Genomic DNA, 25,650 nt, shown 5'->3' with positions numbered 1-25,650 from the left:
GGCGATATTCTGATCGCGATGCCTGACCAGACACCTGTCCAGATTGCCTGGGTGACCGCGGACCTCGACGCCACCGAACGTGCGTTGAGCACCCTGCTGGGGGCCCGGCGGTGGGTGCGGATGCCCGAGGTGCACTTTGCCCCCGAAACCTGTAGTTACCGTGGCCGCCCCGCCGACTTCGTCGCCGACATCTCGCTGAGCTACGCCGGTGACACCCAATTGGAACTCATCTCGCCGGTACGCGGACAAGGCGTCTATACCGAGTTCCTCGAGCAGCACGGACCGGGGCTGCACCACATCTGCATCGAGGCCGAGGATCCCGGCGCCTTCGAGGCGAAACTGCGCGACGCCGAAACCGACGGGTCACCGGTGGTGTGCCGAGGGGAGATGCCCGGCGGGATGACCTTCGCCTACGTGTCGGCGGCCGCGGCCGGGGTGCCGTATCTGGAAATCGCTTACATCCCGCCCGAGATCCGGGCGTTCTTCGACTATGTGAAACAGGAGCAGCAGTGAAGGAAATCCCCGAGGTCCCCGAGGTCTTAGCGGCTGCGGATGTCGCATCGTGGTCCGACGAGTTCGACGTCGTGGTGATCGGCTTCGGCATCGCCGGAGGCTGCGCGGCAGTGAGCGCCGCTGCGGCCGGGGCCAGGGTTCTGGTGTTGGAGAAGGCTGCGGCGGCCGGCGGCACCACCGCGATGGCCGGCGGGCACTTCTATCTCGGCGGGGGAACCGCGGTGCAGGAGGCCACCGGCCACCCTGACACCGCTGAGGAGATGTACAAGTACCTGGTCGCGGTATCGCGCGAACCCGACCTGGACAAGATCCGGGCTTACTGCGACGGAAGTGTCGAGCATTTCAATTGGCTTGAGGCACTAGGCTTTCAGTTCGAACGCAGCTACTACCCGGGCAAGGTTGTCGTCCCGCCGGGCACCGAGGGGCTGTCCTACACGGGCAATGAGAAGGTGTGGCCGTTCATCGAGCAGGCCAAGCCGGCTCCCCGCGGACACTCGGTGCCGGTGCCCGGCGAGCTGGGCGGGGCGGCCATGGTGATCGATCTCCTGCTGAAGCGGGCCGAGACGCTGGGCGTGGAGATCCGCTACGAGATGGGTGCCACCAACCTGATCGTCGACGATGGCCCGGACAAAGCCGTGGTCGGGGTGAAGTGGAAGCACTTCGGTGAAACCGGTTGTGTCAGGGCAAAATCCGTCATCATCACGGCCGGCGGCTTCGCGATGAACCCCGAGATGGTCGCCGAATACACGCCGGCGCTGGGCAAGAAGCGTCGCACCAAGCACCATGGCGAGGTCGAGCCCTACATCCTGGGCAACCCGAACGACGACGGGTTGGGCATCCGAATGGGTGTCTCGGCCGGTGGCGCGGCCAACGGCATGGACCAGCTGTTCATCACCGCCGCGGCGTATCCGCCGGAGATCCTGTTGACCGGGGTCATCGTCAACAATCAGGGTCAACGCTTCGTGGCCGAGGATTCCTACCACTCGCGCACCTCGGCGTTCGTCCTGCAGCAGCCCGACCAGCAGGCGTACCTCATCGTCGACGAGGAACACATGGAGATGCCGGCCATGCCGCTGATCAAGTTCATCGACGGTTACGAGACGATCGCCGAAGCCGAAGAGGCACTGGGAATTCCGGCCGGAAACCTGGCCGCAACCCTGGACCGCTACAACAAGAATGCCGCCGACGGCGTCGACCCGGACTTCCACAAGCAGTCCGATTACGTTGCGGTGCAGGACAAGGGGCCGTGGGCGGCGTTCGACCTGTCTCTCGGCATCGCGATGTACTCCGGTTTCACCATGGGCGGGTTGACCGTGTCGATCGACGGCGAGGTGCTGCGTGAGGACGGCAGCGTGGTTCCCGGCTTGTATGCGGCGGGTGCCTGCGCATCGAACATCGCCCAGGACGGCCAGGGATACGCCAGCGGCGTGCAGCTGGGCGAGGGCTCGTTCTTCGGCCGTCGCGCCGGCACCCACGCTGCGGCGCGCTAAACCGGTTGGGTGAGCTGCCAGCGGCCGTCGCCGAGGAGCTCGAGGCGACGGTCGTGCAGCCGGTTCACGCTGTCGCGGTGACTGATACTGACCACGATGCAGTCCGGTAGCCGAGTCCGCAGCGTGGTGTAGAGGGCGTACTGCTGGCCGGCGTCGAGCGCCGAGGTGGCCTCGTCGAGGAACACCGCGGCCGGCGCGGCCAGCAGGACGCGGGCGAACGCGATGCGCTGTTGCTCGCCGGGAGAGAGCACTTTGGCCCAGTCGGCGTCCTCGTCCAGCCGGCAGGTCAGGTTCCCGAGGGCCACCGCCTCCAGTGCCGCGCGGATCTCGTCGTCGCTGTAGGTGCCTGCCGGTGCGGGATAGCAGACCACCGTTCGCAAGTCGCCGAGCGGGGCGTAGGGGAGCTGGGACAGGAACATCACCTCGCCCTGTTCCGGATAGCGCACCGTACCTGAGCCGTATGGCCACAGTCTGGCCAGGCTGCGCAGCAGCGTTGTCTTCCCGGTACCGGACGGGCCGGTGATCACCAACGACTCCCCGGGGGCCAGTTGCATGTCGAGTCCGTCGAGAAGCAGCTCGCCCGACGGTGATCGCACCTCGACGCCCTGGAGCTCCACCCCGCCGTTGTCGCTCGTCCCGGTGTCCAAACACGGTAGCGCCCTTGCCTGTTCGTTGGCGGTGACCAGACCGTCGAGCCGGATGACGGCCGCCCGGTAGCCGGCGAACGCGTCGTACACCGCACGAAAGAAACTCAGGGAACTCTGCACCCGGTTGAAGGCGCTCGCCGACTGCAGCACGTCGCCGTAGGTGAGCTGACCGGCGAACAGCCGGGGCGCCTGGATGATCAGCGGCAGCGGGTCGATGATCTGGTTGATGGACCTGTTCCAGCCCAGGAACGCGACGCCCCGCAACACCAGCCTGCGGTAGTTCGCGATCACCGCGGCGAACCGGGTGGCCAGGGTGCCCCGTTCACTACGTTCGCCGTGATAGAAACCGACCGCCTCGGCACCGTCACGAACGCGCACGAGCGCATACCGGAAAGCCGCGTTGGTCAACGAGTTCCGGAACGTCAAACCGATGATCGGCCGGCCGATCCAGAACGCCACCACCGTCGTGACCGCCACCCACAGCAGCGCGATCCAGAACAACGCCTTGGGCACCGTCACGCCCAGGATCGTCAACGGGCCGGCCAGATTCCACAGGATCGGCGTGAAGGCGACCACCGACACGATCGCGTACACCGACCCGAACAGCAGCGTCTGCGCCGTTGCGACGGTGGGCGTATTGGTCTCGGGCCCGGTGCCGGTGGTGAACACGTCGATGTCCTGTTGGATGCGCTGATCCGGGTTGTCGATCGGGGTGCCGCCGAAGCCGCCGATGAACCGTCCGCGGTAATAGGCCCGTTCGTCCAACCAGTCGCCGGTGAGCCGGTGGGTGAGCCACACCCGCCACCGAACGATGAAGTACTGCATGAGATACAGGTCGAGCAGGGTGCGGGTGATATCCGCCGTTATCAACAGCCCGAAGATCAGGATCGAGCGCCAGAAGCCGTCGATTCCGGAGCGGCGCACCGCCTCATTGCCCGAGCCGGCACCCGAGAACGCCACCTGCAGCGCCGTGGTCTGGTCGTTGAGGTAATAGCTGAACAGCACGTCCATGCGCACCGAGACCATCACCGACAACAGCAACACCGCGAGCAGTCCCCACACCGGAATGCTCTGGCGCCCAACGAAATATCCTCCGGAGACCCGCCAGAACTGGCGGCCCCACGTGGTGGCCAGAGCCAGCACGGCGAGCGTCGCGACCAGGATGAACGCCCCGATCACCCAGGCCTTGGCGACCCAGAACAGCGAGGCCAGGATCTCGTTGCCCCAGTCCAGTGACTGGGTGAACATCTCCATAGCCGCCGAAGTTACCGGGAACGGGCGCTCACGGTTGCTTGATCAGATCGTCTTCGTCTTCGACACGACCCAGCCGCCATTCGCCGTCACCGAGCAACTCGAGTTCGTGGGTGTGGTGCTGCTCGACGGTCGTGCGGTGGCTGACACTGACCAGGATGGTGTCGGGCAGATCCGTGCGCACCCGCTGATAGAGCATGAACTCGAGACCCTCGTCGAGCGCCGATGTGGACTCGTCGAGGAACACCACCTTGGGTTTGACGAGCAGGATCCGGGCGAACGCAATCCGTTGCTGCTCACCGGGAGAGAGCACCTTGGCCCAGTCCTGGACTTCGTCGAGCCGGCCGACCAGGTGCGCCAGGGCGACCTCGTCGAGAGTCCGCTTGAGCGTCTCGTCGTCGACCGAGCCCTCTTCGCTGGGGTAGGTCACCACGGCGCGCAGGTCACCGAGCGGGACATAGGGCAACTGCGACAAGAACATCGTTTCGTTGGCGCCGCACGGGCGGGTGAGTGTTCCCGACGTGAACGGCCACAGTTCGGCGAGGCTGCGCAGCAGGGTGGTCTTGCCGCTGCCGGACGGGCCGGTGATCACCAGGGTGTCGCCGACCTGCAGGTGCAGGTCGAGCGGGTTGATGAGCTGCCTGCCGTCAGGGGTGCGGACCTCGACGTCGGTGAGCTGTACCGTGCCGTCCTCACACGGTGTGGTGGTGACCTCGGGCAGCGCCCGGCCCTCTTCGTTGGCGACGACCAAGCCGTGGAGACGCATGATCGCGGCCCGATACCCGGCGAAGTTGTCGTAGGCGTTTCGGAAGAACGACAAGCCGGTCAGAATCTCGCGGAAGGCGGTCGCCGTTTGGGTGAGCGCGCCCAGCGTGATCTCTCCGCTGAAGAACCGCGGAAACTGCACAAGGTAGGGGAGAGGCTCCTGGGCCTGGCTCACCGACAGGTTCCATCCCAGGAAGCCCGTCATCCGATTGACGTATTTCTTGTAGTTCTCCACGACCGGTGTGAACAATCGGCGTAGCCCGGTACGTTCGGCGATCTCGCCCCGGTAGAAGGCGACCGCCTCGGATGCGTCACGCAGCCGCACCAGTGCGTAGCGGAACGCCGCGTTGTACTTCTCGTTGTTGAACGACAGCGTGATGATCGGCCGGCCGATCCAGAACGCGATGACGCTGGCGAACAGAACGTAGACGATTCCGATCCAGAAGATCGCCCGGGGCAGGTCGATTCCCACCAGGGGCAGGGTGATCTCGCCGGAGAGATTCCACAGAATCGCGGTGAACGAAATCATCGAGGCGATGGCGCTGATGGCGCCGAACAGCAACGTGGCGGTGGAGGTGTTGTTCGGCGTGTTGGGCAACGGGCCGACACCGGCGGTGAAGATGTCGATGTCCGCCTGGATACGTTGGTCTGGGTTGTCGATCGTGTCGTCGATGAACCTGGACCGGTAGTAGGCCTTGCCGTCGAGCCAGTCCCCGGTGAGATCGTCGGTCAGCCACTTCCTCCAGGCCAGCATGAACCGCTGAGTCATGAACAGGTCGATCATGATCTGCGCAACATTGAGGATCGCCAGGACGACGAACACCGTCATCGCCAACCAGAAGCCGTCCTTGCCCGATTGCCGCACGGCCTCGTTACCGTTGCCCAGGCCGGCCGCGATGACCTGAAAGCTGGTCATCAGATCGTTGCCGTAGAAACTGAACAGCACGGACAGGCGGACGCTGGTGATCACCGACAGCAGCAACGCCGCCAGCCACAGCCACACCTTGATGCTCCCGGCTCCGGTGAAGTATCCGCCCGTGACGCGCCAGAATTGGCTGCCCCACGTGGTGAACCGGGCGAGCAGGAACAGGATCACCATGGTGGACACCGCCGCGATCAACCACCCTTTGGCGATCCAGACCAGCGACGTCTGCAGCTCGGTGCTCCAGTCGAGTGTCGGGCTGAACATCTCCATGCGGGAAAAGTACCCTCCACAACCGGCCGCAGCGGGGTGGGACGTCCTCCCCGGCGCGCTGCGCCGATCCGGTTCGGGGTCACGCTCGGGGCCAGTCGGCGCGTCCGCGTACCGTGAACATGTGCCGAAGACGTCCACCGCCAAACCGGGCCGCTTGAGCAGCAAGTTCTGGAAGATGCTGGGGGCCAGCACCGAGCGCAATCAGGCTCGGTCCCTCTCCGAGGTCAAGGGTGCAGCCGCATTCGAAGACAAGGCTGCCAAGCTCGATGACGAGCAGCTCACCAAGGCTGCCAAGCTGCTCGAACTGCAGGATCTGGCGGCTTCGGCGGACATGCCGCAGTTCCTGGCGCTGGCGCGTGAGGCCGCCGAAAGAACGACGTCTCTGCGGCCCTTTGATGTACAGCTGCTCGCGGCGCTGCGCATGCTGGCCGGTGACGTCGTGGAGATGGCCACCGGTGAGGGCAAGACCCTGGCCGGGGCGATCGCCGCGGCCGGCTACGCGATCGGCGGCCGGCATGTGCACGTGATCACCATCAACGACTATCTGGCCCGCCGCGACGCCGAATGGATGAGCCCGCTGCTGGAGGCGCTGGGGCTGACGGTCGGGTGGATCACCGCCGATTCCACGGCCGACGAACGTCGCGAGGCCTACGAGTGTGATGTCACCTACGCCTCGGTCAACGAGATCGGCTTCGATGTGCTGCGCGATCAGCTGGTCACCGATGTCGCCGATCTGGTGTCGCCCAACCCCGACGTGGCACTCATCGACGAGGCCGATTCGGTGCTCGTGGACGAGGCGCTTGTGCCGCTGGTGCTGGCCGGCACCAGCCACCGCGAACAGCCACGGGTCGAGGTGATCCGGATGGTCGGTGAGCTGACCGCGGGGGCGGACTATGACACCGACGACGACAACCGCAACGTGCACCTCACCGAGGCGGGGGCGCGCAAGCTGGAAGCCCGGCTGGGGAACATCGACCTGTACTCCGAAGAGCATGTCGCCACCACGCTCACCGAGATCAACGTCGCCCTGCACGCGCACGTGCTGCTGCAACGCGACGTGCACTACATCGTCCGGGACGGTGCCGTGCACCTGATCAACTCGTCGCGCGGGCGCATCGCCTCGCTGCAGCGCTGGCCTGACGGTCTGCAGGCCGCGGTCGAGGCCAAGGAGGGCATCGAGACGACCGAAACCGGTGAGGTGCTCGACACCATCACGGTGCAGGCGTTGGTCAACCGCTACCCGACGGTGTGCGGCATGACCGGCACCGCCCTGGCCGCCGGTGAGCAGCTGCGCCAGTTCTACAAACTCGGGGTGTCGCCGATCCCGCCGAACAAGCCCAACATCCGTGAGGACGAGACCGACCGGGTGTACCTCACCGAGGCGGCCAAGAACCACGCCATCGTCGAGCACATCGCCGAGGTGCACGCCACCGGCCAGCCGGTGCTCGTCGGCACCCACGACGTGGCCGAGTCCGAGGACCTGCACCGCAGGCTGGTCAAGGCCGGCGTGCCGGCGGTGGTGCTCAACGCCAAGAACGACGCCGAAGAGGCCGCCGTGATCGCCGAGGCGGGCAAGCTGGGTTCGGTCACGGTGTCCACCCAGATGGCCGGTCGCGGCACCGACATCCGGCTGGGTGGCTCCGATGTGGGTGACGACTCGGAGGACAAGGACAAGGTCGCCGAGCTCGGCGGCCTGCACGTGGTGGGCACGGGCCGGCATCAGACCGAACGTCTGGACAACCAGTTGCGGGGCCGTGCCGGACGCCAGGGCGATCCGGGTTCCTCGGTGTTCTTCTCCAGCTGGGAGGACGAGGTGGTCGCCGCCCATCTCGACGACGCCAAGCTGCCCACCGAGACCGACGAGGACGGCCGCATCGTCGCGCCCAAGGCCGCGGGTCTGCTCGACCACGCCCAGCGCGTCGCCGAGGGCCGGCTGCTCGACGTGCACGCCAACACCTGGCGCTACAACCAGCTGATCGCCCAACAGCGCGCGATCATCGTCGACCGCCGCGAGACGTTGCTGCGCACCGACACCGCCCGCCGCGAACTCGAGGAGCGCTCGCCGGAGCGGTATGCCAAGCTCGCTGAGGAGCTGGGGGACGACGCCGAGGAGAAGCTGACGAAGATCTGCCGGCTGATCATGCTGTACCACCTCGACCGTGGCTGGTGTGACCACCTGGCGTTCCTGGCCGACATCCGCGAGAGCATCCACCTGCGGGCGCTGGGCCGGCAGAACCCGCTCGACGAATTCCACCGGATGGCCGTGGACGCGTTCGCCTCGCTGGCCGCCGACGCCATCGAGGCCGCCCAACAGACGTTCGAGACGGCCGACTCCATCGAGGACGAGCCGGGCATCGATCTGTCCAAACTCGCGCGCCCGACCTCGACGTGGACCTACATGGTGCACGACAACCCACTCAACGACGACACCATGTCGGCGCTGAGCCTGCCAGGGGTGTTCCGCTAAGTTCTAGGCATGGAACACGCGCCGATTGCCGCGCGCGACCGGGTGCTGACGGTGCCGAATGTGCTCAGTGTGCTGCGCCTGGTGCTGGTGCCGGTGTTCCTGTGGCTGTTGTTCGGCGCGCACGCCAACGTGTGGGCCGTGGCCATCCTGATGTTCAGCGGCTTCTCCGACTGGGCCGACGGCAAGATCGCCCGGCTGGTGGCCAACCAGTCGTCGCGGCTGGGCGAGCTGCTCGATCCGCTCGTCGACCGCATCTACATGGTCATCGTCCCGCTGGCGCTGGCCCTGTACGGCACGGTGCCGTGGTGGTTGGTGCTGACCCTGCTCGGTCGGGATGCAGTGCTGGCCGCGACGCTGCCGGTGCTGCGCCGTCGCGGGCTGACCGCACTGCCGGTGACCTACCTGGGCAAGGCCGCCACGTTCGCGTTGATGTCCGGTTTCCCGCTGGTGCTGCTCGGGACGGCGGACGCCCAAGATCCAGCACTGTGGAGCCGGGTGGTGCTGGCCTGCGGTTGGGCGTTCCTGCTCTGGGGGCTGGCGTTGTATCTGTGGTCGGCCGTGGTCTACCTGATCCAGGTGACGATGGTGGTGCGACAACTTCCCACGGTCCGGTCATGAGCACGCTGGGCGGCTACGAGTCCGGTGCCGGGCTCAATCATCATGAAGCCGACGCGCCCAAACGGATTCCGGTGCCCTCACTGTTGCGGTCGCTGCTGTCCGAGCACCTCGATCCCGGCTATGCCGCGGCCGCCGCGGCTCGCGAAGCCGATGACCGGCCCCGTCGTCGGCTGGTCGACCTCGGGTGGCTGGTGGTGGGCGCAGCAGCCATCGCCACGGTGTTCGCCGTGGCGGCCGGGCAGGCGCAGACCGCGGCCCCGGCCGCCCGCGAGGCCCAGCACACCATGGCCGGGCGGGTGCGGGCGGCTGCGCTCAGTGCCGACCAGGCCGCCGCCGCGCGCGACGCCTTGGTCGATCAGGTGGACTCCGAACGTCGCACCCGCCTCGGTATGGACGAGAACGGCCAGCAGTTGCTCGGTGACCTCGACACCGCGAACATCGAGGCGGCGGCCGTCGGGATGATCGGTCCGGGGCTGACCGTCACGGTCACCGATCCGGGCATGTCCAAGGATCTCAGCGATGTGTCGAAACAGCGGGTTGCCGGCGGCCAGCAGGTCATCCTCGACCGCGATCTGCAACTCGTGGTCAATTCGCTGTGGGCCAGTGGCGCAGAGGCGGTTTCGGTGGGCGGCGTGCGGGTCGGCGCCGGTGTCACGATCCGGCAGGCCGGCGGCGGAATTCTGGTCGACAATCAGCCGATCACGAGCCCATATGTCATTGTGGCCATCGGACCACCGAAGGGAATGGCCGATGCCTTCGAACGCTCTCCGGGCCTGCACCGGCTGCGGCTGTTGGAGATTTCCTATGGAGCCGGGGTGAACGTGAGCGTGGGTGACGGTCTGACCGTTCCCCCGGTGTCGGTACGAGATGTCAACTTCGCCAAACGGATTGGATAGACCTGACGTGCACAGGATTGACCGTTAGATGATCGGGATCGTCGCGCTCGTCATCGGGATCGTGCTGGGATTGGTGTTCCACCCCAGCGTTCCGGAGTTCGTCGAGCCGTACCTGCCGATCGCGGTGGTGGCAGCGCTGGATGCCGTGTTCGGGGGCCTGCGGGCCTATCTGGAGCGGATTTTCGACGCCAAGGTGTTCGTGGTGTCGTTCGTGTTCAACGTCTTGGTGGCGGCGTTGATCGTCTACGTCGGCGATCAACTCGGTGTCGGCACCCAGTTGTCCACGGCGATCATCGTGGTCCTGGGCATCCGGATCTTCGGCAATGCCGCCGCGCTGCGGCGACGGTTGTTCGGCGCGTGACATGAGCGACCCCGAGTCCTCGAAGGACACCGGCAAGGACACCGACCCGGACACGACGGAACCGGACAACACCGAACCGGACACGAAGGAACCGGACAAGGCCGAACCGGCCGCGCATTCGGCCGAGCACCACGGCCGTCATGAGATGCCCCCGGATGTCTCGCCACGCCGGTTCCGCAATCTTCGGATCGTGCGTGGCGGTCGCTCGCGGCTCGTGTTCGGCGGTCTCGGGGTGCTGCTGTGCCTGTTGCTGGGTATGGCGATCGTCACGCAGGTGCGCCAGAACGAGTCCGGAGATTCGCTGGAGACCGCACGTCCGGCGGATCTGCTCATCCTGCTGGATTCTCTGCAGCAACGTGAGGCCTCACTCAACACCGAGGTGTCGGATCTGCAGCGGACCCTGCAGCAGCTCCAGGCTTCCGGCAGCAGCGACCAGGCGGCGATCGAAAATGCCCAGGCCCGGTTGGAGGCGCTGTCCATCCAGATCGGCACGGTGGCCGCCACCGGGCCGGGAGTGACGTTGACCATAGAGGACAACGCGCCCGGGGTGCCGGCCGAGACCATGCTCGACGTGATCAACGAATTGCGCGCGGCCGGAGCCGAGGCCATCGAGATCCGCGGTGGGGAGCAGCCGTCGGCGGTGCGGGTGGGCATCGACACCTGGATCGTCGGCGCGCCCGGGGCGCTGGCGGTCGACGACGTCACCCTGCGACCGCCGTATTCGGTTCTGGCCATTGGGGATCCACCGACGCTGGCGGCGGCGATGAACATTCCCGGCGGGGCAATGGACAGTGTCAAGCGGGTCGGCGGCACGATGGTGGTACAACAGGCCGAGCGGGTCGACGTCACCGCCTTGCGGCAACCGAAACCTCGCCAATACGCTCAGCCGGTCAAGTGAGCTTCACCTGACCAGAGCAATCAACTCCACGAACTAAGGAGCGCCGTGAGCGAGATCCCAGCCGACCTGTACTACACCTCGGAGCACGAGTGGGTGTTGCGCACCGGTGACGACACGGTGCGCGTCGGCATCACCGACTACGCCCAGTCCGCGCTCGGTGACGTGGTATTCGTCCAACTGCCCGACGTCGGGGCCCAACTGGGCTCGGGCGATGCGTTCGGTGAGGTCGAATCCACCAAGTCGGTGTCGGATCTGTATGCCCCCGTCGCCGCGAAAGTCGTTGCCGTCAACGGGGATCTGGAAGACAGCCCGCAGCTGGTCAATTCCGACCCCTACGGCGAAGGCTGGCTGGTCGATCTGCGGCTCGAGGAGGGCACCCTCGAGGAGGCGCTGTCCGGTTTGCTCGACGCGGACGGCTACCGCGCCGCGGTGACCGAGTGAGGGATTGTTAGGGTTTCGAGGGCCGGTCGCCGAGACCGGTTCGACCGTGCCCGGCGCGCAGAGATCTTCCCCATCGGATCCGGCGTTGGTGGACACAATGGTGCCTGAGGCGCGGTACGGTCGACGGTGAGACCGACGATGGGCTGGGGCCACGCCGGGCAACGCCACAGCAGCCAGTGAGGAGCAGCGGGTGACGGACAAAGACAGCAATTTGGGGGCCGACCAGTCGTCGGAAGACGTGACGGTGGAAACCACATCGGTTTTCCGTGCAGACTTCCTGAACGAGCTGGATGCGCCCGCAACGGCCGGTACCGAAGGCGCCGTTTCCGGCGTCGAGGGCCTGCCCGCGGGTTCGGCATTGCTCGTCGTCAAGCGTGGACCCAACGCGGGGTCCCGGTTCCTGCTCGATCAGCCGACCACCTCGGCAGGACGTCACCCGGACAGCGACATCTTCCTCGATGACGTCACGGTGAGCCGTCGTCACGCCGAGTTCCGGTTGGAGAGCGGCGAGTTCCAGGTTGTCGATGTCGGCAGCCTGAACGGAACGTACGTCAACCGGGAGCCGGTCGATTCGGCCGTGCTGGCCAACGGCGACGAGGTACAGATCGGGAAGTTCCGCCTGGTGTTTCTCACCGGCCCCCGCTCTGACGACGACAGCAGCTCCAGCAGCTAGCCGATGACTGCCCCCGACAGACCTGCACTGGCCGGGATGTCGATCGGCGCCGTGCTGGACCTGCTGCGGGGCGACTTTCCCGATGTCACGATCTCCAAGATTCGGTTCCTGGAGGCCGAGGGACTGGTCACGCCGCAGCGCACGGCGTCGGGGTACCGGCGCTTCACCGCGTACGACTGTGCGCGGTTGCGGTTCATCCTGACCGCCCAGCGCGACCAGTACCTCCCGTTGAAGGTGATCAAGGCGCAGCTGGACGCCCAGCCGGACGGGGAGATTCCGCAGACCGGTTCGGCCTACGGGGTTCCCCGTCTGGTGCCGGTCGCCGAGGGCGAGGACGACGGGGGCGACGGGGCCCGTCCCGGTGTTGCCGGGGTGGCGCCCACCCAGGTGCGGCTGTCCCGGGAAGATCTGTTGGCCCGTTCGGGCGTCGACGAGGACACGCTCGGGGCGCTGCTGCGAAACGGCATCATCACCGCCGGGCCGGCCGGGCTTTTCGACGAACACTCCGTCGTCATCGCCCAATGTGCCCGCGCCCTGGGCGACTACGGTGTCGAGCCACGGCATCTGCGGGCGTTCCGCTCCGCGGCCGACCGGCAGTCCGACCTGATCGCCCAGATCGCCGGCCCGGTGGGCAAGGCGGGCAAGGCCGGAGCCCGGGACCGGGCCGACGACCTGGCCCGTGAAGTGGCCGCCCTGGCGATCACTCTCCACACGTCCCTGATCAAGTCCGCCGTACGCGACGTTCTGGATCGCTGAGGACTAGACTCATTTCGACGGCTAATTCGTCAACGCCGGGTCCTTGAGCGGATGCGCAGGCGAATGGCACGACGGACGAAAAATCGACGAAACGGCACGGCGGTGCGGAGGGCAGGCACAGATGGCTGAGGTTCGTGTGGTCGGCATTCGGGTTGAGCAGCCGCAGAACCAGCCCGTGTTGCTCTTGCGGGAATCCAACGGTGATCGCTATCTGCCGATCTGGATCGGTCAGTCCGAAGCCGCGGCGATCGCGCTGGAGCAGCAGGGTGTCGAGCCCGCCCGGCCGCTCACCCATGATCTGATCCGCGATGTCATCACGGCCCTGGGGCATTCGCTCAAAGAGGTGCGCATCGTCGACCTCCAGGAAGGCACCTTCTATGCCGACCTGATCTTCGACCGTGACGTCAAGGTGTCGGCCCGCCCGTCGGATTCGGTGGCGATCGCCCTGCGTGTCGGCGTGCCGATCTACGTCGAGGAGGCGGTGCTGGCCGAGGCCGGGTTGCTGATTCCCGACGAGAACGACGAAGAGGCCACCGGCACCGTCCGCGAAGACGAGGTGGAGAAGTTCAAGGAGTTCCTGGACAGCGTCTCCCCGGACGACTTCAAGGCGACATGACCGGCGCCCGCGAGGTCACGGATACGTCTCAACTGGGCATATCGGTGTCAACACGCGGCGCGGCAGTCATCGGGGCGCGGATTCGGGCGCCATACTTTCTTGGCAGCGGGCATTCCGGGCCCGGCGGGAAGCGTATGCTCGACACATTCGAGCTTGCCGAAAACCGCCGTGGCAGAGGTTGCTGTGGTGCAGGACATTGAGTATGGCGCGGGCGAGTTCGAACGGCGAGAGGATTCACAGTGGGTGACACGCCACGGCAGGAAGAGCTGGATCTGACCACCGGAAGCGGCGCGGAGCCGCCTGTCAGGCCGTCCGGCGAAGCCGTCCAGGGTGGGTTGTTCCCCGATGACTCGGTACCTGACGAACTGGTCGGCTACCGCGGTCCGAGCGCCTGCCAGATCGCCGGGATCACCTATCGGCAGCTGGACTACTGGGCCCGCACCTCGCTGGTGGTCCCGTCCATCCGCGGTGCCGCCGGATCGGGCAGTCAGCGGCTGTACTCGTTCAAGGACATCCTGGTTCTCAAGATCGTCAAACGGCTCCTGGACACGGGCATCTCGTTGCACAACATCCGGGTCGCGGTCGATCACCTGCGTCAGCGCGGCGTGCAGGACCTGGCCAACATCACGCTGTTCTCCGACGGCACCACGGTCTACGAATGCACGTCGGCCGAGGAGGTCGTGGACCTGTTGCAGGGCGGCCAGGGCGTGTTCGGCATCGCGGTGTCGGGTGCGATGCGCGAGCTGACCGGTGCGATCGCCGACTTCCCGGGCGAGCGCGCCGACGGTGGCGAGTCCATCGCCGCGCCCGAAGACGAGCTGGCCTCGCGGCGCAAGAGTCGCGACCGCAAGATCGGCTAGCCGCCCGGTAAGATAGGCGACGCATCGCCCTCGTGCGGGAGAGCTTCGTGACAGCCAGTCACGGACGCCGAAGGAGCAATACCTCTCCGTCAACCTCTCAGGCACCCAGGACCGCGCCAGGCCCCGATGCCTCTGGAAAGTGGTGCCGTCGAGCACCCGCCCATGGGGAAAGGCCCGCAGGGGCTGAATCTCTCAGGCGCCCGGACCGGGTCGACGACAGAGGGGGAGGGACGCCTACGACGTCTGCGCGTCTGCGCACGTCTGCGCCTCAGGGAGTCTAGTGTCCGACCAGCATCAACCGCGGTTCGCCGATCGTCACATCGGCCCGGACGCCGCAGCCGTCACCACCATGCTCGACGTGATCGGTGTGTCGTCTCTCGACGAGCTCGCCGCCAAGGCGCTGCCGGCCGGCATTCTCGACGCACTGGCCTCCGATGGCGTGGCCCCGGGGCTGGAGGTCCTGCCCGATCCGGCCACCGAGGAGCAGGCGCTTGCCGAGTTGCGTGCGCGGGCCGACTCGAACACCACCGCGATCTCGATGATCGGTCAGGGCTACTTCGACACCTTCACCCCGGCCGTGTTGCGTCGCAACATTCTGGAGAACCCGGCCTGGTACACCGCCTACACCCCGTACCAGCCCGAGATCAGCCAGGGCCGCCTCGAGGTGCTGCTGAACTTCCAGACCATGGTGTCCGACCTCACCGGCCTTGAAGTGTCGAATGCCTCGATGCTCGACGAGGGCACCGCGGCGGCCGAGGCGATGACGCTGATGCACCGGGCGACGAAGTCCAAGTCCAACCGTCTGGTGGTCGACACCGATGTGTACGCGCAGACCGCCGCAGTGCTGGCCACCCGGGCCCGTCCGCTCGGGATCGAGATCGTCACCGTCGACCTTCGCGAGGGGCTTCCCGAGGGCGACTTCTTCGGGGTCATCGTGCAGCTGCCGGGTGCGAGCGGACGTGTCGTGGATTGGACGAGCCTGGTCGATGATGCCCACGATCGGGGCGCCCTGGTGGCCGTCGGGGCCGACCTGCTGGCGATGACCTTGATCACCCCGCCCGGGGAGATCGGCGCCGATGTCGCGTTCGGCACCACCCAACGGTTCGGTGTGCCAATGGGATTCGGCGGGCCGCACGCCGGTTATCTGGCAGTGCACGCCAAACATGCGCGGCAGTTGCCGGGCCGATTGGTGGGCGTTTCGGTGGACGCCGACGGTGCGCCGGCCTACCGCCTGGCTCTGCAGACCCGCGAGCAGCACATCCGCCGGGACAAGGCGACCAGCAACATCTGTACCGCGCAGGTGCTGTTGGCGGTGATGGCTGCGACGTACGCCAGTTACCACGGCGCCGACGGGCTGACTGCGATCGCCCGCCGGGTGCACGATCATGCCGCGGCGATCGCGGCGGGTCTGGGCGACGCCCTGGTACACGACACCTTCTTCGACACCGTGTTGGCCCGAGTCCCCGGCCGGGCCGATGAGGTGATCGCGGCCGCCAAGACCAAGGGCATCAACCTGTGGCGGGTCGACGCCGATCACGTGTCCGTGTCGTGCGATGAGGTCACCACCGGCGAGCATGTGGCCGCCGTGCTGGAGGCGTTCGGAGTCGCACCCGCGGCTGATCCGGTGAACACCGGAATCGCCACGCGCACATCGGAATTCCTGACCCATCCGGCGTTCAACTCTTACCGTACCGAGACCGCGATGATGCGCTACCTGCGGTCGTTGGCGGACAAGGACATTGCCTTGGACCGCAGCATGATTCCGCTGGGCTCGTGCACGATGAAGCTCAACGCGGCCGCCGAGATGGAGCCGATCACCTGGCCGGAGTTCGGCCGTCAGCATCCGTTCGCGCCGGCCGCGGACAATCCGGGACTACGCAAGCTCATCGCCGACCTCCAGGACTGGCTCACCGGCATCACCGGGTATGACCAGATCTCGTTGCAGCCCAACGCCGGATCTCAGGGCGAGTACGCCGGGTTGCTGGCGATCAAGGCCTACCACGAGTCCCGCGGCGACACCGACCGCGACCTGTGCCTGATCCCGTCGAGTGCACACGGCACCAATGCGGCCTCGGCCGCGCTGGCCGGGATGCGCGTCGTGGTGGTCGCCTGCCGCGAGAACGGCGACGTCGACCTCGACGACCTGCGCGCCAAGATCGCCGAACATGCCGATCGGGTTGCGGCGCTGATGATCACCTACCCGTCGACGCACGGGGTGTACGAGCACGACGTCGCCGACATCTGCGCGGCCGTGCACGACGTCGGTGGCCAGGTTTACGTCGACGGGGCGAACCTCAACGCGCTGGTCGGTCTGGCCCGGCCCGGCCGGTTCGGTGGCGATGTCAGCCATCTCAACCTGCACAAGACGTTCTGCATCCCCCACGGTGGCGGTGGTCCCGGCGTCGGGCCGGTCGCGGTGCGCGCACACCTGGCCCCGTTCCTGCCGGGCCATCCGCTCGCCGACGAGCTGCCCGACGAGCACACCGTCTCGGCCGCACCGTATGGGTCCGCGTCGATCCTGCCGATCACCTGGGCCTACATCCGCATGATGGGGGCCAAGGGGCTGCGTGCAGCCACTCTGACCGCGATTGCCTCGGCGAACTATGTGGCCCGCCGGCTCGATGAGTACTACCCGGTGCTCTACACCGGCGAGAACGGCATGGTGGCCCACGAGTGCATCCTGGACCTGCGCGCGATCACCAAGAGCACCGGCGTCACCGTCGACGACGTGGCAAAACGCTTGGCGGACTATGGCTTCCACGCACCCACCATGAGTTTCCCGGTGGCCGGCACGTTGATGGTCGAGCCCACCGAGAGCGAGAGTCTGGCCGAGGTCGACGCCTTCTGTGACGCGATGATCGCGATCCGTGCCGAGATCGAAAAAGTCGCGGCCGGACTGTGGTCTGTGGATGACAATCCGCTGCGCGGTGCCCCGCACACCGCCGAGTGTCTGTTGGTCGCCGACTGGGATCACCCGTACACCCGTGAGCAGGCGGCCTACCCGTTGGGTAAGGGCTTCCGGCCCAAGGTCTGGCCGCCGGTGCGCCGTATCGACGGGGCTTACGGTGATCGGAACCTGGTGTGCTCGTGCCCGCCGGTGGAGGCGTTCGCGTAGCGCGCCCAACAGCTGGAGCGTTCGCGTAGCGCGTACGCTCGTCGATTTCTACCTCAGGGTCGTGCTAAGTCGTTCGGAACGACCCTGAGGTAGAAAACGGCGCGGCGGGCTCAGCCCAAGCGACCGGCTCAGCCCAAGCGACCGGTTCAGCCCAAGCGACCGGCTCAGCCCAAGCGACCGGTTCAGCCCAGCAGGGTGTTGACGGCGGTGGCCAATTCGGGTGAGGCCGAGCTGGCTACGTGTTGATAGGTGCCGCTGCTGGCCTGTGCCACAGCTTCCCAGGTGGCTCGGTCGGAACCCCCGCCGAAGTCGATCACGTTGACCGCCACCGGCTTTGCCGGGTCGAACGCGCCGCGGATGAACTCCTGCAGGCCCGCGCCGTCAAGGCTCTGGTCGGTGTGTGGGCCGGTGGTGATCACCAGGATGGAGTTGGCCTGGCCCTCACGGTATTTGGCCAGTGCCTCGTTGTAGACCAGCCGCAGCGTGGTGAACGACACCGCCCCGCCACCGGACGCCGACTGCTCATCCAGCGTGGAAATCAGTGCATCGGAACGACGTTGCCCACTCACCGGCTCGGCCAGCGGCCCCATCGAGACTTCGGACCGGCCCTCGGTGCCGTCGAAGGTCCACAATCCCACTGCCGAGGTGTCCGGCAGGGCCTTGAGTCGGCTGTCGAGCGCGGCCACGACGTTGGCCAACCGGGACTTGCCGCCCTCTTCGGTCGGCATCGACTGGTCGAGCATGATGGTGACCGCGCGGCTCTCCGACGGCGTGGCCGTGGCGTTGGCCAGCGTCACCCGCATGGTGTTGTCACCGACCGACAGCGGCGCGGCCAGTTCCGAGAAGTCGGTGACGTCGCTGGACGGCGGCGTCGTCCCCTCGGCCCGGAACCCGGCCTTGGCCAGCTCGGCGAGCTGTTCCGGCTTGCGCAGGAAACGGGCGAACTCGCTGGCCGCGGTCACCTGCTCGTTCTCCAGCCAGTCACCGGCCAGCAGCACCGCGGGATAGTCGGCGGTGGCGGTGGGGCCGGGCGGCACCCAGCCGGCCAACGTGGACTGGGCGTCGTCGAGCGTGCTACCCCGCTGGAACAGTTGCTGTTCGGTGGTGGCGACCGCGTGTACCGGTGCGGTGGCCGGGTCGGACGCATCGATCAACGCATCCAGCGCCGTGCCCAACTCGGTGTTGTCGAGCTTGGGTTGTCCGCCCAACAAGCTGTTGACACCGCTCATGCCCGAGGTGGGGGGCGCGCCTGACGGTGCGGTGGCCGCGGCCACGGCCTCGGCGGCCAGATAGGCGGCATCGCCGTTGCTGCGTGTCGGCAGTGCGAGTTTGAGGGTGCCCCAGCCGGGCAGTTTGAGCGCGTTCATCGCGGCCGGGGAGCTCTGCAGCTGCGGCAGGGTGGCCCAACTCTGTTGTGCCAACGCATCCTTGAGCTGCGGTCGGACCGCGAGAAGCACCGGGGAGGTGACCAGGGACCGGCTGTCGCTGACGGTCTTGGCGCCCGCGGTGGCCTCCAGCCGCGCCTCGGCGATACTGCTGGCCGGGATCCACAGGGCCGGCCGGTCACCGAGTTCGCTCGGCCAGGCGTTGGCGAAACCGCTGACCACCCGGTCGGATTCGGCGGACTGCACGCGGACCTTGACGCATCGGTCGCCCACCGGGCTGACCGATTCGTTGTAGCTGTTGGCCAGACTTTCGACGTACGTCGAGATGGTGGGGTCGGCGATCACCGCGACCCCGAGCTCGCCGTCGACACAGCGGGCGGCCGCGGCGTCACTGCGGTCGGCCAGGACATCCCCGAAGAACTTCCACAGGATCATCGCGCCGACGACGGCCACCACGGTGACCAGTGCGACGATCACACCGACACTGACCCCGCGCCGGCCGGTCTGCACCGCGCGGTGGCTGCCGGTCCATTCGCCGCCGTCCCAGTCCCCGCCGTGCTGCCGACCGGACGGCGGCGGAGCGGGCGGGGGCGGGGCATCGGAGACCGCACCGAACTGCGTGGTCGGCTCGTCGTCGGCGTAGTCCGCGTCAAGATCTTCGGCGTACTCGTCGTGATAGCCGGACGCATACTCGCCGCGATAACCGGCGGCGTACTCGTCGTCTTCGGCGTAGTCCGCTTCGTCGTAGTCGGCGTACTCCGAGTCGTGGTAATCGGATTCGTAGTCGTCGTCACCGTCTGCGTAACGGGGTGGACGGTACTCGGGCTCGTCTCGGTAACCGTGATCGGCGTGTCGAGACGGCTCGCGGCCCGATTGTTCGTAGTCGCCGGAGTACCGGAAGTCGCCGATGCGCCCGTGGCCGGGCTCTTCGGCCGCATCCTCGGGGTCGGGAATGCTGTGCCTGCCCATTCCTAACCCCTGTACGTCTCGCGCCGTCTAGTCATCCGGACCCGCCGAAGTCTAATCACTTCCCGGCGGTGCTCGCTTTGAACTCGCGGCGACGCCGGTGCAGGATCGGCTCGGTGTAGCCGTTGGGCTGCGCAGCGCCCGACAGGATCAACTCCTGCGCCGCACCGAAGGCGATACTGGCCTCCGGATCCGGAGCCATCGGCAGGTACGCGGGGTCGCCGGCGTTCTGCTCGTCGACGACCGCGGCCATCCGGCGCAGGCTGGCCTTGACGTCTTCTTCGGTGATGACGCCGTGGCGCAGCCAGTTCGCCAGCAGCTGGCTGGAGATCCGAAGCGTGGCACGGTCTTCCATCAGCGCGACGTCGTGGATGTCGGGCACCTTCGAACAACCGACACCGGCGTCGATCCAGCGGACCACGTAGCCCAGGATCGACTGGCAGTTGTTGTCGACCTCTTCGTGGATCTCCTCAGGCGACCAGGTCAGCGACGAGTCGGCGAGCGGGATCGTCAGCAATTCCTCGATCGTGCTGCGGGTCTTGCCGGCCAGTTCCTTCTGCACGGCCTCGACGTCCACCTGGTGGTAGTGCATCGCGTGCAGAGTGGCTGCGGTCGGCGACGGCACCCACGCGGTGGTGGCACCGGCCTTCGGCTGGCCGATCTTCTGCTCGACCATGTCGGCCATCAGATCGGTCATGGCCCACATGCCCTTGCCGATCTGCGCCTTGCCGGCCAGACCGGTGGCCAGGCCGACGTCGACGTTGTTGTCCTCGTAGGCCTTGATCCACGGCTGAGCCTTCATGGCGCCCTTGCGGATCATCGGGCCGGCCTCCATCGACGTGTGGATCTCGTCGCCGGTGCGGTCCAGGAAGCCGGTGTTGATGAACACCACGCGGTCGGACGCGGCCAGGATGGCGGCCTTGAGGTTGACCGTGGTGCGGCGCTCCTCGTCCATGATGCCGACCTTGAGCGTCGCCTGCGGCAGGCCCAGGACATCCTCGACGCGGCTGAACAGCTCGCAGGTGAACGCGACCTCTTCGGGCCCGTGCATCTTGGGCTTGACGATGTAGACCGAGCCGGTCCGGCTGTTCTGCAGGGGCCCGTTGTCGTCACCGGTCTTGAGGCCGTGCATGGCGATCAGGCCGGTGAACAGCGCGTCCTGGATGCCCTCCGGGATCTCGTTACCTTCGGCGTCCACGATCGCGTCGTTGGTCATCAGGTGGCCCACGTTGCGGACGAACAGCAGGCTGCGGCCGGGCAGGGTGAGCTCGCCCTCGCCGTCCGGCCGAGTGAAGGTGCGGTCCGGGTTGAGCACGCGGGTGAAGGTCTTACCGCCCTTGCTGACCTCTTCGGCGAGATCCCCGCGGTTCAGGCCCAGCCAGTTGCGGTAGCCCAGCACCTTGTCGTCGGCGTCGACGGCGGCCACGGAGTCCTCGAAGTCCATGATCGTGGTGATCGCGGATTCCAGCACCACGTCCTTGATGCCCGCGGCATCAGTGGAGCCGATGGGGGAGTCGGGGTCGATGAGGACCTCGATGTGCAGACCGTGGTTCACCAGGAGCACCGACCACTGCGGCTCACCGAGCGTGCCGGTGTAGCCGACGAACTGTTCGGGGTTGGCCAGGGCCGGGGACAACACGCCGTCTTCGATCTTGACCTCGGTGATGTCGGCCCACGAACCCTCGGCCAGCGGCACGGCCTCGTCGAGGAACTTGCGGGCGTACGCGATCACCTTGTCGCCGCGGGTCTTGTTGTAACCCGTGCCCTTCTCGGCACCGTCCTCTTCGCTGATGACGTCGGTGCCGTACAGCGCGTCGTACAGCGAGCCCCACCGGGCGTTGGCGGCGTTCAGCGCGAAGCGGGCGTTGAGGATCGGCACCACCAGCTGCGGGCCCGCGGTCGAGGTGATCTCGTCGTCCACGCCGGAGGTGGTGACGGTGAAGTCGGCCGGCTCGGGCAGCAGGTAACCGATGTCGGTGAGGAACTGCTTGTAGGCCTCGGGGTCCACCGGCTCGAGCACGTGCGAGCGGTGCCACTTGTCGATCTGGGCCTGCAGCTCGTCGCGACGGGCCAGCAGGTCCTGGTTCTTGGGGGTGAGGTCAGCGACGACCTTGTCCACGCCGGACCAGAAACTGTCCGGGTCGACGCCGGTGCCCGGCAGTGCCTCGTTGGTGATGAAGTCGTGCAGCACCTGTGCCACGCGCAGGTTTCCGACAGTCACGCGATTGGTCATGCGCGTTTCCTCCCTCGGCTCCAGGCGCCGTGCGGCGCCTGCCGTTTATCCAGCTTACCCATTGGTAACGTCGGCCTTTCAGCCGTCCAGCCCGGTGAGCAACAGCTCACACTGGTTAGCCAGCGTGATCCGCAAGGGAGCCGCACGTTCGGTGATGCGTTGTTGCGCCCTGACGTATTCGGCACGCCCGGCCGGTGTTTCGATGGCGATCGGCTCGAAACCATAGCGCCTCAAGTCGTATGGGCTGGCACACATATCCAACGCCCGCGCGTCGGCGGCCAGTTCGAGCGCGTCCATCACCAGGTCCGAGGACACCAGCGGGCCCAATTTGTAGGCCCACTTGTAGCAGTCCATGGCGGCATGGATGCAGCCCGGCTGCTCGGTGTCGATCTGCTGCTCCCGGCTCAGCGCTCGGTCGTTGCGGCCGGCGGCGGCTTCGGTGAAGAAGCGGTACGCGTCGAAATGGCTGCACCGCAACGGCATCGACTCGACCACCGCATCGGTTCCGGTCGCACCGAGGCGCAACGGCACCTGGCCGTGGCGGATCTCGGGCGAGCGGTACACCATGGCCCATTCGTGGAGGCCGAAACAGTTCATCCGCGGTGTCCGCGAAGCGGTGGCGCGCATCAGGCGTGCCACGAACCGCACGGTCGCCGCGCGTGTGACCAAATAGTCATGCCCGACGGTGACCCCGCGGGCGTGTTCGGTGTAACCGCCGACGCTGAGATAGCGCCGCGCGGCCGGTCCGCCCAACACTGCGCCGAAGCCGGGATGCCAGCGTCGCAACTGGCGCGGCCGCAGGCTGTAGTAGGTGAATAGGAAGTCCCACACCGGGTGCGCCTCGCCGCGCTCCTGCCGGCGCCGGTGCGGCGCCACGAAGCGCTCGACGCGGTCGCGGTGACGCTCCTCGGCAGCGGTCCAGTCAGGTTCGTCGAGAACCCGTTCGATCGCCGAGAGCGTCAGCTCAGACACGGTGCGTACCGTCACGCACCGTGCCGACCAGGTCTTCGACCAGATCCTCCAGCGCCACCATGGCGGTGACGGTGCCGCCGACCGGATCGGCACCGTCGGGGTTGTCGGCGGCGGTGCCGTCGGCGATCACCAGGGCCAGGTGACTGTTGCTGCGTCTCATCCGGGACAGCGCGTCGGGCAGCGGCAACGAGGCGGGCACCCGCGGCAGCGGACGCACCATCGCCACGTCCACCACCGCATCGGGATCGTTGAGCTGCGGCAACACGTCCTTGATGTGCAGATAACCGATGGCGGTCCCGGACGTGTCGGTCACCGGGAAGCGGGAGTAACCGGTCTCGGTCAGGGCCTGCTCGACCGCGCCGACCGTCGGACCGCTGCCCTCGGCCGCGACCGGGATGGCGTGGATGTCGTCCAACGGCATCGCCACGTCACTGACCGTGCGGCTGCGAATCTGCAGGGCCCGGGTCAACCGGCCGTGCTCCTCGGTGTCGAGCAGCCCTTCGGACACCGACTCGGCGATCATCTCCGAGAGTTCGACCGTCGACACGGCCGATTCCAGTTCGTCCTTCGGTTCGACGCGGAAGGCCCGCAGGGTGGCGTTGGCGCACCAGTTGTAGAACGCGATGAATGGCCGGGCGGCGCGGATGTACACCAGGTACGGCGGGACCAGCAGCATCGCGGCGGTCTCGGGCCCGGCGATCGCGATGTTCTTCGGCACCATCTCGCCGAGCAGCACATGCAGGATCACCACGACGGCCAGCGCCACGATGAACGAGACGGTGTGCAGGACGGCGTCGGGGACCCCGAGCAACCCGAACGGCATCTCCAGCAGGTGGGCGACAGCCGGTTCGCCGACCCGGCCCAGCAGGATCGAGCAGATCGTGATGCCAAGTTGGGAACCGGCCAGCATCAGCGACAGGTGCTCGCCGGCCCGGATCACGGTGACGGCGCTGCGCTTCCCCTGTTCGGCCAGGGCCTGCAACCGGTCCCGGCGAGCCGAGATCAGCGCGAACTCCGCCGCCACGAAGAACGCGTTCGCCGCCAGGAGCAGCACGGTCAACAGCACGCCCAGAATGTCACCCATGGCTGTCCTCCCGGCCGTCGAGGCGCGTGAGCTCGAGCAAGTCGATGCGACGACCGTCCATGCGCACCACGGTGGCCAGCCATCGCACCGGCCGGTCGGGATCGCCATCGGGATCGAACGCGGTGAGCTCCACGGCCTCGCCGTTCTCCGGTATGTGGCCCAGCTCCTGGAGGACCAACCCGCCGATCGTCTCGTATTCGCCCTCGGGCGCACGGAATCCGGTGCCGGCCGCGACCTCGTCGATGCGCAGCAAGCCGGACACCTGCCAGCCGGCGCCGGCGGGGACCACGTCGGGGGTGGCGTCGTCGTGCTCGTCGCGCACATCGCCGACGATCTCCTCGATCAGGTCCTCGACCGTCACCATGCCCGCCGTGCCGCCGTATTCGTCGACCACGAGTGCGGTCTGCAGGCCGTTGGCCCGGATCTGGGTCATCACGGCGTCACCGTCGAGGGTGGAGGGCACGGTGGCCACCGGCAGGGCCAGTCCGGCCAGCCGCGTGCGGCTGCGTTCGTCGCGCGGGATCGCGAACACCTGCTTGACGTGCACCACGCCGATGGTCTCGTCGAGGTCGCCCTCGACGATCGGAAAGCGCGAATAGCCGGTCCGGATCGCGGCCTCCATCAGATCGGCGACCGAATCACCGGCGTCGAGGACCTCGATCTTGGATCGCGGCGTCATCAGCTCCTCGGCGGTGCGCTCGCCGAACTGCAGCGAGCGGTGCACCAGCAACGCCGTGGAGGGGTCGAGGGATCCGCTACGGGCGGAGTTGCGCACCAGCGAGGCCAGCTCCTGAGCCGAGCGCGCCGAGCGCAGTTCCTCGGCGGGCTCGATGCCGAGTCGGCGCAGAATCCAGTTGGCGGTGCCGTTGGTCATCCGGATCACCGGGGTGAACAGCATCGAGAAGAGCACCTGCAACGGTGCTGCCGCCCGGGCCGTCGGGACCGGCCGGGCCACGGCCAGGTTCTTGGGCACGAGCTCGCCGAACACCATCGACAGCGACGTCGCGATAAGGACCGCCAGGAACAGCGACAGGCCGCCGGCGAACCTGGATGGCACGCCGATGGCGTCCAGACCGGGCCGGATCAACTCTCCGACGACGGGTTCGGCCAGATAACCGGTGGCCAGCGTGGTGATCGAGATACCCACCTGGGCGCCCGACAGCTGGAACGACAGTGTGCGGTGCGCCCGACGGACCAGCTGGTCGCGACGGTCGCCGGTGCGGGCGTTGGCCTCGACCGTGCTGCGCTCCAGTGCGGTCAGGGAGAACTCGGCCGCCACGAACACCGCGGTGCCCAGGGTCAACACCACGATCGCGAGGATCGACAACAAGGACAGCACCAGGTCCGTCGAGCCGCCCATCAGATCCTCACCAAGCAGCGGCCCGGCCGATGGCCCGGCCGACTAGGAGAAGGGTCGTCGTCGGCGCTCAGCAGTGCCTGGTGTTGCC

Annotated in this window: 20 protein-coding genes and 1 riboswitch; of the genes, 13 read left to right on the top strand and 7 right to left on the bottom strand. The window is 67.2% G+C overall.

Annotation, left to right across the window (positions count from 1 at the left end):
- Positions 1 to 18 precede the first annotated feature (18 nt).
- Together A5733_RS20975 and A5733_RS20970 are read left to right on the top strand one after the other, a co-directional pair.
- Positions 19 to 513, top strand: a complete 495-nt coding sequence (locus tag A5733_RS20975; protein WP_076241540.1) for a VOC family protein — start codon at positions 19 to 21, stop codon at positions 511 to 513.
- A 5-nt stretch (positions 514 to 518) separates the two neighbouring features.
- On the top strand, positions 519 to 2,003 hold the full coding sequence (locus A5733_RS20970) for an FAD-binding protein (protein ID WP_067773553.1): 1,485 nt from the start codon (positions 519 to 521) through the stop codon (positions 2,001 to 2,003).
- Here the strand turns inward: A5733_RS20970 and A5733_RS20965 are convergent.
- Positions 2,000 to 3,904, bottom strand: coding sequence for an ABC transporter ATP-binding protein/permease (locus tag A5733_RS20965; RefSeq protein ID WP_076241530.1), 1,905 nt, complete (start codon positions 3,902 to 3,904; stop codon positions 2,000 to 2,002). The genes A5733_RS20970 and A5733_RS20965 overlap by 4 nt on opposite strands.
- 28 nt (positions 3,905 to 3,932) lie before the next feature.
- Positions 3,933 to 5,861 (bottom strand): ABC transporter ATP-binding protein/permease, encoded by a 1,929-nt coding sequence (locus A5733_RS20960; RefSeq protein ID WP_076241529.1) that lies wholly within the window; start codon positions 5,859 to 5,861, stop codon positions 3,933 to 3,935.
- Between the two features lie 121 nt (positions 5,862 to 5,982).
- Between A5733_RS20960 and secA2 the strand changes: the two genes are divergently transcribed.
- The 11 genes from secA2 to gcvP all read left to right on the top strand — a co-directional run bounded on the left by secA2 (position 5,983) and on the right by gcvP (position 17,562).
- Entirely contained in the window at positions 5,983 to 8,328 is a 2,346-nt protein-coding gene (gene secA2, locus A5733_RS20955) for an accessory Sec system translocase SecA2 (protein ID WP_076241528.1), read from the top strand.
- A 9-nt stretch (positions 8,329 to 8,337) separates the two neighbouring features.
- On the top strand, positions 8,338 to 8,946 hold the full coding sequence (locus A5733_RS20950; protein ID WP_076241527.1) for a CDP-alcohol phosphatidyltransferase family protein: 609 nt from the start codon (positions 8,338 to 8,340) through the stop codon (positions 8,944 to 8,946).
- Positions 8,943 to 9,842 (top strand): DUF881 domain-containing protein, encoded by a 900-nt coding sequence (locus A5733_RS20945; protein ID WP_067773452.1) that lies wholly within the window; start codon positions 8,943 to 8,945, stop codon positions 9,840 to 9,842. Before A5733_RS20950 ends, A5733_RS20945 begins: the two co-directional genes overlap by 4 nt.
- A gap of 28 nt (positions 9,843 to 9,870) precedes the next feature.
- On the top strand, positions 9,871 to 10,203 hold the full coding sequence (locus A5733_RS20940; protein WP_067773455.1) for a small basic family protein: 333 nt from the start codon (positions 9,871 to 9,873) through the stop codon (positions 10,201 to 10,203).
- A 145-nt stretch (positions 10,204 to 10,348) separates the two neighbouring features.
- Complete coding sequence (locus A5733_RS20935) at positions 10,349 to 11,101, top strand: DUF881 domain-containing protein (protein ID WP_067773559.1); 753 nt, start codon at positions 10,349 to 10,351, stop codon at positions 11,099 to 11,101.
- Positions 11,102 to 11,146: 45 nt separating this feature from the next.
- Positions 11,147 to 11,542, top strand: a complete 396-nt coding sequence (gcvH, locus tag A5733_RS20930) for a glycine cleavage system protein GcvH (RefSeq protein ID WP_067773458.1) — start codon at positions 11,147 to 11,149, stop codon at positions 11,540 to 11,542.
- 190 nt (positions 11,543 to 11,732) lie between these two features.
- On the top strand, positions 11,733 to 12,215 hold the full coding sequence (gene garA / locus A5733_RS20925) for a glycogen accumulation regulator GarA (RefSeq protein ID WP_067773461.1): 483 nt from the start codon (positions 11,733 to 11,735) through the stop codon (positions 12,213 to 12,215).
- Between the two features lie 3 nt (positions 12,216 to 12,218).
- On the top strand, positions 12,219 to 12,971 hold the full coding sequence (locus A5733_RS20920) for a MerR family transcriptional regulator (RefSeq protein WP_142254125.1): 753 nt from the start codon (positions 12,219 to 12,221) through the stop codon (positions 12,969 to 12,971).
- Positions 12,972 to 13,092: 121 nt separating this feature from the next.
- On the top strand, positions 13,093 to 13,587 hold the full coding sequence (locus tag A5733_RS20915; RefSeq protein WP_067773467.1) for a bifunctional nuclease family protein: 495 nt from the start codon (positions 13,093 to 13,095) through the stop codon (positions 13,585 to 13,587).
- A 239-nt stretch (positions 13,588 to 13,826) separates the two neighbouring features.
- On the top strand, positions 13,827 to 14,447 hold the full coding sequence (locus tag A5733_RS20910; RefSeq protein ID WP_067773469.1) for a MerR family transcriptional regulator: 621 nt from the start codon (positions 13,827 to 13,829) through the stop codon (positions 14,445 to 14,447).
- 25 nt (positions 14,448 to 14,472) lie between these two features.
- Positions 14,473 to 14,571: riboswitch (glycine riboswitch) on the top strand.
- Between the two features lie 156 nt (positions 14,572 to 14,727).
- Positions 14,728 to 17,562 (top strand): aminomethyl-transferring glycine dehydrogenase, encoded by a 2,835-nt coding sequence (gene gcvP, locus A5733_RS20905; RefSeq protein WP_076241525.1) that lies wholly within the window; start codon positions 14,728 to 14,730, stop codon positions 17,560 to 17,562.
- A 182-nt stretch (positions 17,563 to 17,744) separates the two neighbouring features.
- On the opposite strand, the gene A5733_RS20900 is transcribed toward gcvP, so the two are convergent.
- From A5733_RS20900 to A5733_RS20880, 5 genes are all read right to left on the bottom strand, one after another.
- A complete protein-coding gene (locus tag A5733_RS20900) occupies positions 17,745 to 19,916 on the bottom strand; it encodes a substrate-binding domain-containing protein (protein ID WP_076241524.1) in 2,172 nt (723 codons plus the stop codon).
- Between the two features lie 55 nt (positions 19,917 to 19,971).
- Positions 19,972 to 22,146, bottom strand: a complete 2,175-nt coding sequence (locus A5733_RS20895) for a malate synthase G (RefSeq protein ID WP_076241523.1) — start codon at positions 22,144 to 22,146, stop codon at positions 19,972 to 19,974.
- Between the two features lie 78 nt (positions 22,147 to 22,224).
- Positions 22,225 to 23,118, bottom strand: coding sequence for a 3-methyladenine DNA glycosylase (locus A5733_RS20890; RefSeq protein ID WP_233152750.1), 894 nt, complete (start codon positions 23,116 to 23,118; stop codon positions 22,225 to 22,227).
- Positions 23,111 to 24,202 (bottom strand): hemolysin family protein, encoded by a 1,092-nt coding sequence (locus A5733_RS20885; RefSeq protein ID WP_076241521.1) that lies wholly within the window; start codon positions 24,200 to 24,202, stop codon positions 23,111 to 23,113. Before A5733_RS20885 ends, A5733_RS20890 begins: the two co-directional genes overlap by 8 nt.
- The gene (locus A5733_RS20880) at positions 24,195 to 25,562 is read right to left on the bottom strand and encodes a hemolysin family protein (RefSeq protein WP_076241520.1); all 1,368 of its coding nucleotides are present in this window, start codon (positions 25,560 to 25,562) and stop codon (positions 24,195 to 24,197) included. Before A5733_RS20880 ends, A5733_RS20885 begins: the two co-directional genes overlap by 8 nt.
- Positions 25,563 to 25,650: the final 88 nt, after the last annotated feature.

Origin of the sequence: Mycobacterium sp. NS-7484 (assembly GCF_001953975.1) — a bacterium.
Lineage (GTDB): Bacteria > Actinomycetota > Actinomycetes > Mycobacteriales > Mycobacteriaceae > Mycobacterium.
The sequence above is the reverse complement of the archived record's forward strand: the minus strand, read 5'-3'. Positions and strand labels throughout refer to the sequence as shown.